The 16,540-nt window shown below is 75.6% G+C and carries 9 protein-coding genes and 1 tRNA gene; all 10 read left to right on the plus strand.

All coding sequences use genetic code 11. From position 1 onward, the window contains the following. Window positions 1–222 precede the first annotated feature (222 nt). The 10 genes from AC067J_RS04175 (at window position 223) to AC067J_RS04220 (ending at window position 16,469) form a co-directional block, all read left to right on the plus strand. A complete protein-coding gene (locus AC067J_RS04175) occupies window positions 223–906 on the plus strand; it encodes a small secreted protein (protein ID WP_478296428.1) in 684 nt (227 codons plus the stop codon). A gap of 188 nt (window positions 907–1,094) precedes the next feature. Next, window positions 1,095–2,627, plus strand: a complete 1,533-nt coding sequence (locus tag AC067J_RS04180; protein WP_478296429.1) for a DUF7059 domain-containing protein — start codon at window positions 1,095–1,097, stop codon at window positions 2,625–2,627. Window positions 2,628–2,925: 298 nt separating this feature from the next. Next, window positions 2,926–3,420, plus strand: coding sequence for a hypothetical protein (locus AC067J_RS04185; RefSeq protein ID WP_478296430.1), 495 nt, complete (start codon window positions 2,926–2,928; stop codon window positions 3,418–3,420). Window positions 3,421–4,043: 623 nt separating this feature from the next. Continuing rightward, window positions 4,044–6,911 carry a type I DNA topoisomerase gene (gene topA / locus AC067J_RS04190; protein WP_478296431.1) on the plus strand — a complete coding sequence of 956 codons (2,868 nt, stop codon included), beginning with the start codon at window positions 4,044–4,046 and terminating at the stop codon, window positions 6,909–6,911. 169 nt (window positions 6,912–7,080) lie between these two features. Beyond that, window positions 7,081–10,572 (plus strand): dTMP kinase, encoded by a 3,492-nt coding sequence (tmk, locus tag AC067J_RS04195; protein WP_478296432.1) that lies wholly within the window; start codon window positions 7,081–7,083, stop codon window positions 10,570–10,572. 282 nt (window positions 10,573–10,854) lie between these two features. Then, the gene (locus AC067J_RS04200; RefSeq protein ID WP_478296927.1) at window positions 10,855–12,066 is read left to right on the plus strand and encodes a DNA polymerase III subunit delta'; all 1,212 of its coding nucleotides are present in this window, start codon (window positions 10,855–10,857) and stop codon (window positions 12,064–12,066) included. A 406-nt stretch (window positions 12,067–12,472) separates the two neighbouring features. Next, window positions 12,473–13,672 carry a hypothetical protein gene (locus tag AC067J_RS04205; protein ID WP_478296433.1) on the plus strand — a complete coding sequence of 400 codons (1,200 nt, stop codon included), beginning with the start codon at window positions 12,473–12,475 and terminating at the stop codon, window positions 13,670–13,672. Between the two features lie 112 nt (window positions 13,673–13,784). Further along, window positions 13,785–15,563 carry an alpha/beta hydrolase gene (locus AC067J_RS04210; RefSeq protein ID WP_478296434.1) on the plus strand — a complete coding sequence of 593 codons (1,779 nt, stop codon included), beginning with the start codon at window positions 13,785–13,787 and terminating at the stop codon, window positions 15,561–15,563. Window positions 15,564–15,659: 96 nt separating this feature from the next. Further along, entirely contained in the window at window positions 15,660–16,316 is a 657-nt protein-coding gene (gene leuE / locus AC067J_RS04215; RefSeq protein ID WP_478296435.1) for a leucine efflux protein LeuE, read from the plus strand. 79 nt (window positions 16,317–16,395) lie between these two features. Beyond that, a tRNA-Thr gene (locus AC067J_RS04220) sits at window positions 16,396–16,469 on the plus strand. Window positions 16,470–16,540 lie beyond the last annotated feature (71 nt).

The following is a 16,540-nucleotide window of genomic DNA, read 5'->3' on the forward strand; positions in this document are numbered from 1 at the left end:
ACTGCTGGCGTCCGTTCCGCCTCGCCCGCGCGCCGCGATCCGTGTGCGCGCCGCTCCTGGGTGCGTTGCCGCACGCCTCCGCCGTGCCCTCCCGGCGGCCTCCGTGCGGCCTCCTGACGATCGCCGCAGCGGTGGTGCGGTCGGCACGGGCGGGAACCGGGGGTCGTACCGCGGCCGTGTAGGTTCGCTGTTCGACGACCGAAACCGAAAGGGCTTCTCCCGGTGAACAAGCGACTGCTGGCCGTACCCGCGCTCGGCGCGCTGCTCGCGTTCGGCGCCGTCGGCTGCGGCGACGACAACAGCAAGCAGCTGGAGTCCTGGGCGGCGAACGTGTGCGGCGCGGCCAAGGATCCGATCGCCCAGGCGCAGACCGCCCTGGCGGACACCGGCCAGGTGAAGACCGGCGAGGTCCCGGCCGATCTCCAGAAGCGCCTCTCGGCGGACATCGGGCGGCTGGCCAAGACCAACCAGGACATCGCCGCGGCCATCGACGGCGCCGGGGCGCCCAAGGTGGACGACGGCGCCACCCTGCAGAAGGACACCGTCGCCGAGCTCACCAAGGCGGCTGACGGCTACCTGGAGGTCCAGAAGAAGCTGGACGCGCTGCCCAACGCCGACCAGGCGAAGTTCGCCGACGGGCTGCGCAGCGTCGCCGACCAGGTCCAGCAGCTCGCCACGCTCTCCACCCAGGCGCAGGGCAAGCTGCAGCGCGGTGAACTCGGGGCGGCGATGGCCAAGCAGGAGGGCTGCAAGCCGGGCGCGGCCGGCGCGGCCCCGACGGCGGGTGCCACCGGCACCGCGACGGGCGCACCGACGGACGGTACGAGCCCGGCCGGCAGCCCCGCCGCCACGGACCCCGCCGCCGCCACTCAGACGCCCTCCGGCCCCGCCCCCTCGGCGAGCTGACGGACCGTACCGGCGGCCGAACCGGCACGCGCGCCCGCCGGAGCCGGCACCCGCACCCGCACCCTCAGTCCGGTGCACGACGCACCCCTCGGCCGACCGGCCGCAGGGGCGCTCGTGCTGCCCCCGGCCGGTCGGACCGTGGGGAGCGGCGGAGGAGCGGGGGCGCCCGGACGGGGGACAATGGCGGGGTGATCAGTAGCCCCGTTCTCGACCCGACCCGCCTCGCCAAGCTGCGCGAGGCGCTGCTCGCCGCCTCGTACACCGCCGACGGCTGCCTGGACCTGCTCGGGCCCACCGGGTACGCGGCGCTGGCCCGCAGCGAAGCGGTGCCGGCGCTGCGAGCGACCCGCGGCGGAAGTCCGCTGGAGACGCTGGTGCGGCTCTTCCTGCTGCAACAGCCCGTGCCGTACCAGGCGGCCGCCGCCGCGCTGCCCGTCGAGGACTGCCTGGCCGACGGCTGGCTGCGTCCGGACGGCGATCTGGTGCGGGCCACCGTGGACATCCGCCCGTACGCGGACGAGGTCGCCGGTCTGCCGAGCGCGGACGCCTGGGTGGTCTCCGACCTGGGCTGTGCGGTCGGCGGCGCGGGCGGGATCGGGTCCGGGGAGACCGCGCACGGCGTGGCCCGCAAGGACCTGGTGCTCGGGGTCGGGGGCGCGTCCACCACGCTGGCCAACATCACCGTGCGCCGGCCGGTGAGGTCCGCGCTGGACCTCGGTTCGGGCTCCGGTGTGCAGGCGCTGCACGCGGCCCGGCACGCCCAGCGGGTCACCGCCACCGACGTCAACGCGCGGGCGCTGCGCTTCACCGAGCTGACGCTGGCGCTGTCCGGGTTCGACAACACCGAGACCGCCGGCGGCAGCCTGTTCGAGCCGGTCGGGGAGCGGAGGTTCGACCTGATCGTCTCCAACCCGCCGTTCGTGATCTCGCCGACCGGCCGGTTCACCTACCGGGACGGCGGAATGGCCGGCGACGACCTCTGCCGGGGCCTGGTCCGCTCCGCCGCCGCCCACCTGGAGCCGGGCGGTTACTGCCAGCTGCTGGCCAACTGGCAGCACGTCAGGGGCGAGGACTGGCGCGACCGGGTGTCCGGCTGGGTCGCGGGCACCGGCCTGGACGCGTGGATCGTCCAGCGCGAGGTGCAGGACGTCGCCCAGTACGCCGAGCTGTGGCTGCGGGACGGCGGGGACCACCGCGGCCCCGGCGGGGACTACCAGGCCCGGTACGGGGAGTGGCTGGACGCGTTCGAGGCGGGCCGGGTCGAGGGCATCGGTTTCGGCTGGATCACGCTGCGCGCGGGCGGCGCCGAGCGGCCGACCGTCCGGGTGGAGGAGTGGCCGCACCCGGTCGAGCAGCCGCTCGGCCCGCACATCGAGGAGTGGTTCGACCGGCAGGACTTCCTGCGGACGCACGACGACGCGGGCCTGCTCGCGGCCCGGTACGTGCTGGCCGACGAGGTGGTCCAGGAGCAGGTGGGCGAGCCCGGGGCGGAGGACCCGGAGCACGTGGTCCTGCGCCACAACCGGGGCATGCGGCGTGCCACCAAGGTGGACACGGTGGGCGCCGGTTTCGTCGGGGTCTGCGACGGGACGCTGTCGGCGGGCGAGATCGTGGACGCGATCGCGCAGCTGCTCGGTGAGGACCGGGTGGTGCTGCGGGACCGCGTGCCGGAGTCGCTGCGGCTGCTCACCGAGCAGGGGTTCATCCGCCCGGTGGCCTGATCACGACCCTCGGGCACCGAGGGCTCCTCGTGCCCTGGACGCCATGGACGCCCCGGTCGCCCTGGATGCTCCGGGCGCCCTCGCCGTCCTGCACGGCGCCGTACGGCAACGTACGGCAACGTACGGCGCTGCGCCCGGCCGTGCACGGCGATCCGGGGTTTCCCGCGGGCCCTTCGGGCTGCCCGGTTCACTTCGCCGTGTCCCCTGGTTCGCCGGACGGACGCCTGGTGGCCGCCCCTCGTTGGTCCCCGGCTGTGAGTCTCTGTCCACAGGCTGTGGACAGGGCTGGGGGCGCGCGGTGGAGACGACGACGGCGACGGCCGGGGGCCTGATACTTGCCCTCTTCGGCGGCGCACTCCTGTTCTGGTGCGCCGCCGAAGTGCGCCTTCGCCACCGGACGCGCCGTCGGGGCGTGGCGACGGTGGCGACGGTGGTCGCCGAGTCCGGCCCGCACGGCGGACTCGACAGTGCCCCACTGCTCTCCTTCTCCGCACCGGCCGGGTACCCCGCACCGGCCGGGTACTCGGTGTCGGCCGACGCCCCGACGGGGCCGGGCCGGCTCGGCGGACCGGTGCTGACCCGGCCGCGCGGCCACACCCCGCTGCGCCGTCCGGCCGGGCTCTCGCCCGGCACGTCGGTCCGGATCTCCTACGACCCGCGCCGCCCCGGGCTGGCGGTGCTGGCGGCGGAGGAGGCCCCCCGGGCGGTGGTGGCCGACCTGCTGTGGACGGCTCTCGGACTGGGCTGCCTGGTCGCAGGGGCGATTCTGCTGGTCGCGGCCTCCTCGGTCTGAGCACCGGAGGCTGAGTGCGGAGCCGTGCCGGCGGCCCCGCGGTGCTGCTCCGCGTCCGACGCCACGGGTGCAGCCGTACCCCGCGCGGTGCCGCGCGCCCTGGCCCGACGCCGTGGCCGTGGCATGGCGCCTCGGCTCGAACATGCCGTCCGACGTCGCGTCCCGGCCCGTACCGTCCGGCTGCCGGCCCGCACCCGTCGTCCAGCCTGATGCCGTTCCTGCCGTTCCTGCCGTTCCTGCCGTTTCTGCCGTCCCTGCCGCTCCTGTCCCTCCGGCCGCTTCTGCGGTTCCCGTCGCGCCCCGCCGCCGGTCCGGCACGGTCGCCCGGATTCTCCGTTGACAGATCTTGAAATCCGTCATTCCATCCTTCGGAACCCGCCGAAGCCCCCCTCCGCAGGGCGCGATCCTCCGTCGTCGGGTTACCGTTCGAGTGGCGTCGGTCGGCCTTGCCGGTGAAAAAGCGGGATCCGTCCGTTTGACAAGGGTGGCCGGGGTACGGTCACACTCCGCTGGTGGGGTCGTCGTACAGCGGCAGCCCCGGGACGGTGGAGGGGTCGGGCGGAGCGCAGCCCGTGCTGCCCGCGCCGACCAGCTCACGTAACGACCGGGAGAGAAGAGCGAAGGTGTCCCCGAGCAGCGAGACCGCGCACGGACAGCGACTCGTCATTGTCGAGTCGCCGGCCAAGGCGAAGACGATCAAGGGCTACCTTGGCCCCGGCTACATCGTCGAGGCGAGCGTCGGGCACATTCGCGACCTGCCGAGCACGGCGGCGGAGGTCCCCGACAAGTACACCGGTGAGGTGCGCCGCCTCGGCGTGGACGTCGACCACGACTTCGCTCCCATCTACGTGGTCAACGCGGACAAGAAGTCCCAGGTCAGCAAGTTGAAGTCGCTCCTCGCGGAGTCCGACGAGCTCTTCCTCGCCACCGATGAGGACCGCGAGGGCGAGGCCATCGCGTGGCACCTCCAGCAGGTGCTCAAGCCCAAGGTGCCGGTGCACCGGATGGTGTTCCACGAGATCACCAAGGCCGCCATCCAGGAGGCGGTGGCCAACCCGCGCGAGCTGAACCAGCGCCTGGTCGACGCCCAGGAGACCCGCCGCATCCTCGACCGCCTCTACGGCTTCGAGGTCTCGCCGGTGCTCTGGAAGAAGGTCATGCCGAAGCTGTCGGCCGGCCGCGTGCAGTCGGTCGCGACCCGGCTGGTCGTCGAGCGCGAGCGCGAGCGGATGGCCTTCCGTTCGGCCTCGTACTGGGACCTGGTCGGCACCTTCGGCACCGGCCGCACCCCGGCGGACGCGGCCAACCCGGAGACCTTCGGCGCCCGTCTCTCCGCCGTCGACGGCAAGCGGATCGCCAGCGGCCGCGACTTCGGCCAGGACGGCCGCCTCAAGGCGGGCAGCACCGGCACCCTGCACCTGGACGAGCAGGCCGCCCGCGCGCTGGCCGCCGCCCTGGAGCAGACCGCGTTCGCGGTGCGCGGCGTCGAGTCGAAGCCGTACCGCCGCTCGCCGTACGCGCCGTTCCGCACCACCACGCTCCAGCAGGAGGCCAGCCGCAAGCTGGGCTTCGGCGCCAAGCGGACCATGCAGGTGGCCCAGAAGCTGTACGAGAACGGCTTCATCACCTATATGCGCACCGACTCGACCACGCTGTCCGAGACGGCCATCAACGCCGCCCGCGCGCAGGTCACCCAGCTGTACGGGGCCGACTACCTGCCGGACGCGCCGCGCACCTACGCCTCCAAGGTGAAGAACGCGCAGGAGGCCCACGAGGCGGTCCGCCCGTCCGGCGACCGGTTCCGCACGCCCGCCGAGACCGGCCTGACCGGCGACGACTTCCGGCTCTACGAGCTGATCTGGATGCGCACCGTCGCCTCCCAGATGAAGGACGCGGTCGGCCAGTCGGTCACCGTGAAGGTCGGCGGCCGCGCCGCGGACGGCCGGGACGTCGAGTTCTCCGCCTCCGGCAAGATCATCACCTTCCACGGCTTCCTCAAGGCCTACGTCGAGGGCGCCGACGACCCGAACGCGGAGCTGGACGACCGCGAGCGCCGGCTGCCGCAGGTCACCGAGGGCGACCCGCTGGCCGCCGAGCAGCTCACCCCCGAGGGCCACGCCACCAAGCCGCCGGCCCGCTACACCGAGGCCTCGCTGGTGAAGGAGCTGGAGGACCGGGAGATCGGCCGCCCCTCCACCTACGCCTCGATCATCGACACCATCATCGGCCGCCGGTACGTCTTCAAGAAGGGGACGGCGCTGGTGCCGTCCTTCCTCTCCTTCGCCGTGGTCAACCTGCTGGAGAAGCACTTCGGCCGGCTCGTCGACTACGACTTCACCGCGAAGATGGAGGACGACCTCGACCGGATCGCGGCCGGCGAGGCCAAGTCCGTGCCGTGGCTCAAGCGCTTCTACTTCGGCGAGGGCGCCGGTGAGGGCGCGGCCGCCGGCGGTGCCGCCGAGGCCGGCAACGGCGACGGCGACCACCTGGGCGGCCTGAAGGAGCTCGTCACCGACCTCGGCGCGATCGACGCCCGGGAGATCAGCTCGTTCCGGGTCAGCGACGACATCACCCTGCGGGTCGGCCGCTACGGCCCGTACGTCGAGCGCGCCTCCGAGGTCGAGGGCGAGCCCGGCCAGCGCGCCGACATCCCGGACGACCTGCCGCCGGACGAGCTGACCGTCGAGCTGGCCGAGGAGCTGCTGGCCCGGCCCAGCGGCGACTACGAGCTCGGCGCGGACCCGGTCAGCGGCAACATGCTGGTCGCCAAGGACGGCCGGTACGGCCCGTACGTCACCGAGATCCTGCCCGAGGGCACGCCCAAGACCGGCAAGAACGCCGTCAAGCCGCGGACCGCCTCGCTGCTCAAGACGATGGCGCTGGACACCGTCACCCTCGACGACGCGCTGAAGCTCCTCTCGCTGCCCCGCGTGGTCGGCCTGGATGCGGAGGGCGTGGAGATCACCGCGCAGAACGGCCGCTACGGCCCGTACCTCAAGCGCGGCACCGACTCCCGCTCGCTCACCAGCGAGGACCAGATGTTCACGGTCACGCTGGAGGAGGCGCTGGCGATCTACGCCCAGCCCAAGCAGCGCGGCCGGGCCGCCGCCGCGCCGCCGCTCAAGGAGCTGGGCACCGACCCGGTCAGCGAGCGCCCCGTGGTGGTCAAGGACGGCCGCTTCGGCCCGTACGTGACCGACGGCGAGACCAACGCGACGCTCCGCAAGGACGACGAGGTCGAGACCATCACCCCGGAGCGCGGCTACGAGCTGCTCGCCGAGAAGCGGGCGCGCGGACCGGTGAAGAAGACCGCGAAGAAGGCCCCGGCCAAGAAGGCGGCGGCCAAGAAGACCGCGGCGAAGACCACCACCACCAAGACGGCGGCGGCCAAGACGGCGGCGAAGAAGACCACCACCAAGGCCGCCGCCAAGAAGACGACGACGGCGAAGAAGGCCGCCGCGAGCAAGACCACCGCCACCGACGAGGGCTGACCCGCAGTCGGCGGCCCCGGGCCCGCGTCCGCTCCGGCGGCGCGGGCCCGGTTCGTTCGCGGGCAACCCGCGACGAGGGTGTGCGCACTCTGTCACAACCCTGCGATGGCGCCCGCCCGGAGCCGCGCTCCCCTCTTTTGCGCCATGCGCCGACCGCTACGCTGACCGTATGACGAGCGAGGAGCAGCCCACCCCCAGCGCCGCCGAGGCCGCCAGAGCCGGCACGCCCGACCTCCCCGAGGTCGCGCCCGCCGGAACCACCGGCGAGCGGGTCCGCGCGCTGCTGCGGCTGCGCCCCTACCGCCGGCTCTGGACCACCCAGCTGATCAGCGGCACCGCCGACCGGCTCGGACTCCTGGTGCTGCTCGCCCTCACCGTGATCGCCGCCGCGGTCGGCGGGCAGTTCGGTGACCTCCCGCGCAGCCTCGCCTTCGCCGTCGCCGCGGTCTTCGCGGCCCGGCTGGCGGCCACCGGGCTGGTCGGCGCCGCCCTGCTCGGCCCGGTGCACGGGCTGCTCACCGGAAAGCTCGACCGCCGCTGGACGCTGCTCGGCGCGGACGCGCTGCGCGCCGTGCTGATCGGTGTCGCCCCGTGGTGGATCGTCTGGCTGGGCTCCGGACCGAAGCCCTCCGGCGCCGCGACCTGGGTGCTGCTCGCCACCGTCTTCCTGACCGGCGCAGCCGAACGGGTCTGGGCGATCGGCAAGGCCGCCGCCGTCCCCGGCCTGCTGCCGCCCGCCAACCCCTTCGCCCCGCCGGCCGAGCGGCGCCCGTCCGCCGCCAACCTGGCCAGCGTCCGGACCCTGGACCACCGCACCGGCTGGGCCACCGTGCCGCTCGCCGCGGCCGCGCTCGTCGCGCTCACCCTGCTCAACAACGTCTTCGCGGCGCTCGGCTCGGACTGGCTGCGCGCCCACCAGACCACCTTCGCCGCCCTCGGCGCGACCGCCCTGTTCGCCGTCTCGGCCGTCCGGGTCCACCTCCAGGAGCTGCCCGGAGGCGTCGTTCCGGTCGCCCCGCACTCCCCGTTGCAGGGCCTGCGCGCCCCGACCGACGCGACCCCCGGCCCGGCCCTGGGCAAGGGCCGCACCGGCTCCGCCCCGTACTTCACCTTCGCGGTCGCCGCCGGGTACGCCGCGATGGCCGGCGTCTGCGCGCTGGCGCTGCTCACCGCCGCCGAGCACCGCGCCGGTCCGATCGGCTACGGCCTGCTGGTGCTCGCCGCCACCGCCGCCCCCGCACTGGGCGTCCGGCTCACCCGGGCGACCCTGCCCGCGCTCTCCCGCCGCAGGCTGCTCGCGCTCGCGCTGCTGACCGAGGGCGTCGCGCTGATCCTGGCCGGCCTGGTGCTGGACTTCGTGCTCGTCCTGCTGCTCACCGTGCTGGCCGCGCTGGCCGCCGGGATCGTCATCGCCACCGGGCGCAGCCTGCTCGCCCAGGAGGTCGAGGAGGCCCGGCTGCCCAAGGTCACCGAGCACCTGTACGCGGTGCTGCGGGCCGTGGTCGGCGCCGCGCTGGTCGTCGTCCCGCTGATCGCCGCCGCCTACGGGGACGTCGCCTACGGCACGGTCGAGCCGGGCTCGTTCACCTTCATCCACGGCGGTGCGGCCCTCGCGGTCGCCACCGCCGGACTGCTCACGCTGGTGCTGGCGGCCGTCGTCCTGCTCCGGACCGACGACCGGCGCGGCACCGCCCCGTTCGGCAAGGACCTGCTGGACGCCCTGCGCGGCGCCACCGGCCCGGCGCCGCACCGCACCACGGGCACCGGGTTCTTCATCGCCCTGGAGGGCGGCGACGGCGCCGGCAAGTCCACCCAGGCCCAGGCGCTCGCCGAGTGGATCCGGGGCAAGGGCCACGAGGTGGTGCTCACCCGCGAGCCCGGCGGCAGCCCGGTCGGGCAGCGGCTGCGCGGTCTCGTCCTGGACGTCGGCAACACCGGTCTCTCGCACCGCGCCGAGGCACTGATCTACGCCGCCGACCGGGCCGAGCACGTCGAGAACGTCATCCGCCCCGCGCTGGCCCGCGGCGCCGTGGTGATCACCGACCGGTACATGGACTCCTCGATCGCCTACCAGGGCGCCGGCCGCGACCTGGCCGCCACCGAGGTGGCCCGGATCTCGCGTTGGGCGACCGGCGGGCTGCTGCCCGACCTGACCGTCGTCCTGGACGTCGACCCGACCCGGGCCCGGGAGCGGTTCACCGAGGCGCTGGACCGGCTGGAGTCCGAGCCGACCGAGTTCCACCAGCGGGTCCGCTCGGGCTTCCTCGCGCTCGCCGCCGCCGACCCGGCGCGCTACCTCGTCGTCGACGGCAGCCAGCAGCCCGGCTTCGTCACCACCGCGATCCGCCACCGGCTCGACCGGGAGCTGCCGCTCTCCGAGCAGGAGAAGGCCGCCCGCGTCGAGCAGGAACGCCTCGCCCGGGAGGAAGCCGAGCGGCGCGCCGCCGAGGAGGCCCGCAAGCGGGCCGAGGAGGAGGCCGCCGAGCGGAAGCGGCAGGAGGTGCTGGCGCAGCTCCGGGCCGAGCAGGCCGAGCAGGAGCGGCTGGCCAAGGAGGAGGCCGAGCGGGTCGCCGCCGAGGCGGCGCGCAAGGCGGCCGAGGAGGCCCGCAAGCGCGCGGAGGAGGAGGCCCGGAAGCGGGCCGAGGAGGAAGCCAGGCGGCGCGCCGAAGAGGAGGCGCGGCTGGCGGCCGAGGCCGCCGAGCGCAAGCGGCTCGCCGCCGAGGCGGCCGCCCAGGCGGAGCTCCAGCGGCAGCGCGAGCTGGCGCGGGAGGAGCAGCGCCGTCGGGCGGAGGAGGCGCTGCAGCGGGCCGAGGAGGCCCGGCTGGCGCAGGCCGCCGCGCTGGCTGCCGCGGCCGCGGCGGCTGCCGAGGCGGCGGAGCGGGCGGAGGCTGCGGCGCGCCCCGTGGCCGCGCCGGGCGACGCGGTGACCACCGAGCTGCGGGTCGTGAAGGACGCGGGGGCGGCGGATCCGCGGGGCCGTGGCGGCGAGGACGCGACGCAGGAGATCTCGGAGCGGGACCGGCGGGCCGCCGTCCGGGCCGCCGAGGCTGCGGGCGGTCCGACGGGTGCTGGTGCCGGTGCCGGTGCCGGTGTGACGGGTGCCGGTTCGGTGGGCGACGCCGCGGCGACGACGAAGCTGCCGGTCGTCCCGGGTGCTCCGGCCGCCCCAGCGGACGAGACGGCCGTCCTGCCCCGGATCCCGGCGGACGACGCCGACGACCGGACCTCGGTGCTGCCCCGGATCGAGCCCGGACGGCCGGACGACGCGCTGCCGCCCGGCCTCTGGCGGGACGAGCGGTCCGCCGACGCCCCGCCGGCGGCCCGGCCGGCGGACCGGCCGCCGGTCGACAGCACGCGTGAGCTGCCGGTGATCGACCCGGAGCAGCCGCCCACCGCCGAGTCCCGGCCGCGGCCGGACTGGGCGGAGGAGACCCCGATGGACGACCTGCCGAGCCTCACCGACACCCTGCTCGGCTCCCGGGACGAGTGGGCCCGCTGGGGCGGCGACGGGACCGGCCAGGGTGCCCCGGGCGGTCCGGCCGGTCCGGCCGGTCCGGTCCCGCCGGGCGACGCGGACGGCCGGGGTGACCAGGACGGCGGTCAGGACGGCGGTCAGGGCGGCGGCAAGGGCAAGGGCCGGCGCTGGGGCCGCCGGAGCTGACCGACCGCCGGGGCCGGGGCCGTTTCGGCCGGTACGGCCCGCGGGGCGGGCGGTGGGCGAAGTACGACCGACGGCGGGCGGTGCGGCCGGGGCAGTGCTCCGGCGGCGCCGCCCGCCGTCGTACCGGGCACGTATGCTCGACGGCGGGAGACGGCGCCGGGGCCGCCGTCCGTCCGTCCGTCCGTGTCCCGGTCCCCACCGCCGCCGGTCCGCACCGCTACCGGTCCGTGCCGTGGCGGAGCCCGTACCGGGGCGGAGTCCGTACCTAGCTTGGGAGCAGCAGTGGCCGTCTGGGACGACCTGGTGGGCCAGGAGCGGGTGGTCGAGCAGCTGACCGCCGCCGCCCGGGCGGCCGGGGCGGCGGTCGCCGCCGGACGCGGGGCCGCGGCCGGGGCGGGCGGCAACGCCTCGCTGATGACGCACGCCTGGCTGTTCACCGGCCCGCCCGGGGCCGGCCAGACCACCGCCGCCCGAGCCTTCGCCGCCGCCCTCCAGTGCACCAGCCCCGACCTCGCGCTCGGCGGCACACCCGGCTGCGGCTTCTGCGACGGCTGCCACACCGTCCTGGCGGGCAGCCACGCCGACGTGAAGTACGTCCGCACCGACGGCCTGTCGATCGGCGTCGGCGACATGCGCGACCTCGTGCTGCGCGCCTCCAGCTACCCGACCGGCGGCCGCTGGTCGGTCATCCTCGTCGACGCCGCCCACCGGCTCACCGAGGCCGCCGCCAACGCCCTGCTGAAGGGGGTGGAGGAGCCGTCCCCGCGCACCGTCTGGCTGCTCTGCGCGCCCTCCGTGCAGGACGTGCTGCCGACCATCCGCTCCCGCTGCCGCCTGCTGGTGCTGCGCACCCCGGCCGCCGAGGCCGTCGCCGACATGCTGGTCCGCCGCGACGGCGTCGAGCCCGAGACCGCCCGGCTGGCAGCGCTGGCGGGCCAGGGGGACATCGAGCGGTCGCGCCGCCTCGCCGTCGACGAACAGGCCCGGACCCGCCGCAACGAGGTGCTGCGGATCCCGCTGGAGGTCGCCGACATCGGCGGCTGCCTGGCCGCCGCCCAGCGGCTGGTGGACACCGCCAAGGCCGACGCCGAGGCGCTCGCCGAGACCCAGGACGCCAAGGAGACCGACGACCTCAAGGCCGCCTACGGCGCGTCGGAGGGCAGCAAGGCGCCGCGCGGCATGGCCGGGGCGGTCAAGGAGCTGGAGAAGCGGCAGAAGAGCCGGGCCACCCGCACCCGCCGCGAGACGCTGGGCGTCGCGCTGCTCGACCTGCTCGGCTTCTACCGGGACGTGCTCGCGATCCAGCTCGGCACGACCGGCACGCTGTCCAACGAGGACCAGCGGCCGGCGCTCGGCCGGGTCGCCCAGGCCGGTCCGCCGGAGTCGACGCTGCGGCGGATCGAGGCCGTGCTGGCCTGCCGGCAGGCGCTGGACCGGAACGTCGACCCGCTGCTCGCCGTCGAGGCGATGACGGTGGCCCTGCGGGCCGGGTGAGTCTGCGGGCCGGTTGAGACTGCGGGCCGGGAGCCGGGAGCCGACCTGACGGCGTCCCACGGGTCCGGCGCGGGCTCCGACCGGCTTCGCCCGGGGTCCGTTCCGCTGGGCCTGATGCCTGATGCCTGATGCCTGATGCCGGGTGTCCGATGGCTGCTGTCCGCTGTCCGCCGCTCGTGGCCGAGGGCGGCGGACAACGCCGGGACCGGGCGTCCGGGTACGGCTTCCCGCCCACCCGGCGTCCCACGTTCGAGTGAACGAGCGATACTCGCCGGGCACACCCGCGTGTGACCGCCGGGTCGTCCCGCACGCTGGGGGCCGACTGAGCCCCGGGACCGGGGCCGTCGCGTCCCGTACGGCGCCGGGCCCGACCGGTCGTCCGGCCCTCCCCGAGGTGGTGCGTCCCATGGTCGGTTCGCTTCTGGTCGTCCCCCTGCTGGCCGCCGCCGGAGGTGGGCTCTGGCTGGCGCGCGGAGCGCTGCTGCGCTGGCGCGACCTGCGCTCCGCCGAGACGTACGAGTTGACCGGCGACCAGCGGCCGGTGCTCGTACGGGCGGCCGGGGCGATGGTCTGCGGGATCTGCGTCACCGTCCTGACCCTGCTGACGGCGCTGGGCGCGTTCGGTGACCTGGTCCGGTCCGGTGACCAGGGAGGGCCGGGCACGTCGGCCGCGCCGGCCGGCGGTGACGCGGCGGACCGTCAGGCCGCCCCGCCGGAGGCCGCGGCCGACGCGCAGGCTCCCGCCGCAGCCCCTGCGGCGGCTCCCGCCGCGGCTCCCGCCGCGGCTCCCGCCGCGGCCCCGGCTCCGTCGGAGGCCGCCGCCGCGCCCGCGCCGCCGCCGGTGGTCAGCCGGTTCGACAGCGTCGGCCGTCCGGGCGGCGGCGAACTGCTGCAGTCCGCCGTCCCCGGCCCGGACGGCCACCCGCGGAACGTCCGCGTCTGGCTGCCCGCCCAGTACGGCAAGGACCCGAACGCCCGCTTCCCGGTCGTCGTGATGCAGGCCGCCACCCCGGGGAAGACCGCCGACACCGAGGTGCCGGACGTCTTCGAAGGCCTCGCCTCGGCCGCCCAGACCGCCAAGGCCCGCCCGTTCATCCTGGTCGCCCCGGAGGCGCCGATCGGCACCGGGTACCCCTGCGACCTGCTCGCCGCCGCCCCGATGGCCGTCGCCGACGACGCCGCGCTGCGCACCACCATCGCGGCCACCTTCCGCACCCTGCCGCCCGGGCCGGCCACCTGGGGCACGCTCGGCGTGGAGGGCGGCGCGCCCTGTGCCGCGGCCGCCGGACTGGCCCGCCCCGACCTCTACGGCGCGGCCGCCGCGGTCTCCGGCCGGTACGACACTGCCGCGCTCGCCCGGACCGGGGCCGAGGCGCCCGCCACCGCCACCCCCAAGCTGCTGCTCGCCGCGGGCAAGGCCGACACCGCCGGGCTCGACGCGGCCCGCAAGCTGCAGTCCACGCTGCACGCCGGCACCGGCGCCGCGGCCCGCGCCGAGGTGCGGATCTCCGACAACGCGCAGGACTTCTCGGCGGACCGGATCCGGCTGCGCCTGGTCCGGCAGGCGGCGCAGTACCTCGGCGAGGCGCTCGCCAAGGCGTCCTGACCTGCCCCGGGCGGGCACTACGCTTCCCGGTACCGGGGCCCGGGGTGGCCCCGGTACCGGCCCCCGGCGGCACCGAGGCCACCGGGCGCGATCAGCTGAGGGGGGATCCCATATGCCGGCCGAGCTGCGGGCCGACCGTGAGCGGCGTGGGGGTGTCGTGGCCGCGGCCGCGCTGCTGGCGGCCGTCGGACTGGTGGCGGGGGGCTGCAGCTCGACGGGGACGGTCACACCCGGCGCGGCCTCGTCCGACACGCTGCCGCCGGTCGGCGACGCCTCCTCCCTGCCTTCCGTCGCCCCTTCCGTCGCCCCGTCCGTCGCCCCGTCCGTCGCCCCGTCCGCCGTCCCGTCCGCCGTGCCGTCAGCTCCGGCCCTCGCGGCGGCCCGGCCCGGGGCCGCGCCGCTGGAACCGCTGCCCGCCGCCGTTCCGGCCGCGCTCGCGCCCTACTACGGGCAGCGGCTGGCCTGGCAGCCGTGCGACGACGGCTACGAGTGCACCAGCTTCAAGGTGCCCCTGGACTACGACCGCCCGGCCGGCGGCGACCTCACCCTGGCGGCGGTCCGCGCCCCGGCCGTCCCCGCCGGCCCCGGCTCCGCGGCCGGGGCCGGGGCCGGGGCCGGTGCGGCGGGTGGCGGGGGCCGGAGCGACCGGCTCGGCTCGCTGCTGCTCAACCCCGGCGGCCCCGGCGCCTCCGCCGTCGAGTACGTCGAGGGCGTCGCCCGGACGTACGACAGCGGCGTGCGCGCCCGCTACGACCTGGTCGGCGTCGACCCGCGCGGAGTCGGCCGCAGCGCCCCGGTGACCTGCCTGGACGGCCCGCGGATGGACGCGTACACCGCGGCCGACATCACCCCCGACGACCAGGCGGAGATCGACGCCCTGGTCGCCGCCGCCAAGGAGTTCGCCGAGGGCTGCCGCCGGCAGGCCGGGGACCGGCTCGGCCACCTGAGCACCGTCGAGGCGGCCCGCGACCTGGACGTGCTGCGGGCCCTGCTCGGCGACGAGCGGCTCAACTACGTCGGCAAGTCGTACGGCACCTTCCTCGGCGCCACCTACGCGGGCCTCTTCCCCGGCCGGACCGGCCGGATGGTGCTCGACGGCGCGATGGACCCCTCGCTCGACTCGCTGGCCGGCAACCGCACCCAGGCGGGCGGTTTCGAGACCGCCTGGGCCGCCTTCGCCCGGGACTGCGCCAAGCGCGAGGACTGCCCGCTCGGCCGGACCGAGCAGCAGGTCGGCGAACAGCTCACCGCCCTGTTCACGGCGATCGACGCCCACCCGCTGCCGACCACCGCCGACGGACGCCGGCTCACCGAGGCGCAGGCCACCACCGGCGTCATCCAGGCCATGTACGCGGACTTCCTCTGGCCCCGGCTGCGGACCGCGCTCGCCGACGCCCGGGCCGGCGACGGCACCGGCCTGTTGAAGCTCTCCGACTCCTACTACGGCCGCGAGTCGGACGGCTCGTACCCCAACCTGATGTTCGCCAACATGGCCGTGAACTGCCTCGACCTGCCCGCGCCGTTCGCCGGCCCGGACGACGCCGCGCGGGCGGTGCCGGACTTCGAGCGGACCTCGCCGCGGTTCGGCCGCGACATGGCCTGGATGGCGCTGACCTGCACCTACTGGCCGGCCCGGTCCACCGGCGCGCCGCACACCGTCCGGGCCGCCGGCGCCACGCCGATCGTCGTCGTGGGCACCACCCGCGACCCGGCCACCCCGTACGCCTGGGCGCAGGCACTGGCCGGGCAGCTGGAGTCCGGCCGGCTGCTGACCTTCGACGGGGACGGCCACACCGCGTACGGCCGTCACGACATCTGCCTCGACGGCGCCGTCAACCGCTACCTGCTGGGCGGTGAGCCGCCGGAGAACGGGAAGCGCTGCGGGAAGTGAGCCGGGCGGGCCGTTCTGCGTAGCCTTCTGCCACCACCCGGTGCGACGTTACGATGAGCGCCCCCCGCCCTCCCCGTCACCCCACCGGAGCCCCCCGTGCTCGGAGTCAACGACCTGGCGACGTACGTCCTCGGCGCCCTCGTCATCGTCCTCCTCCCCGGCCCCAACTCCCTCTACGTGCTGTCCGTCGCCGCCCGCAAGGGCGTCCGCACCGGCTACACCGCCGCCGCCGGGGTCTTCGTCGGCGACTTCACCCTGATCAGCCTCACCGCCCTGGGCGCCTCCTCCCTCCTGGAGGCCAACCCGGCGGTCTTCGCGGTGGTCAAGTTCGGCGGCGCCGCCTACCTGCTCTGGATAGGCATCGGCATGCTGCGGGCGGCCCGCCAGCTCTGGCGCGAACACCGCACCGCCGACGACACCCCCGACCCCGCCGCCCCCGCCCCGGAGTCCAACGAGCACCCGTTCCGCCGGGCCCTGATGATCAGCCTGCTGAACCCCAAGGCGATCCTCTTCCTGCTCTCCTTCTTCACGCAGTTCGTGGATCCCTCCTACGGCAGCCCGGTCCTCTCCTTCGGCCTCCTCGGCGGCGTCCTCCAGACCTTCAGCGTGCTCTACCTCTCCCTCCTGATCTTCGCGGGGACCACGCTCTCCGCCGCCTTCCGACGCCGCAAGCGCCTCTCCGCGGGCCTCACCAGCGGCGTCGCCGCCCTCTTCGCCGGCTTCGCCGCCAAGCTCGCCGTCACCTCCGCCTGACCGCCCCCCTCCACCCGGTACGGATCACCGCCGAAACCTGTGTAGACTGACCCGCGTTGCCGTCACTTACGGCAGCGGTGCCGCCTTAGCTCAGTTGGCCAGAGCAACGCACTCGTAATGCGTAGGTCGCGGGTTCGAATCCCGCAGGCGGCTCTGTGGAAGCCCCAGGACTCACTCGCCGTGACCTGGGGCTTTTGCGTGGGTGGGTGGGGTTTGGCGGTCGG

The sequence above is a fragment of the Kitasatospora sp. NPDC042419 genome, assembly GCF_056437345.1.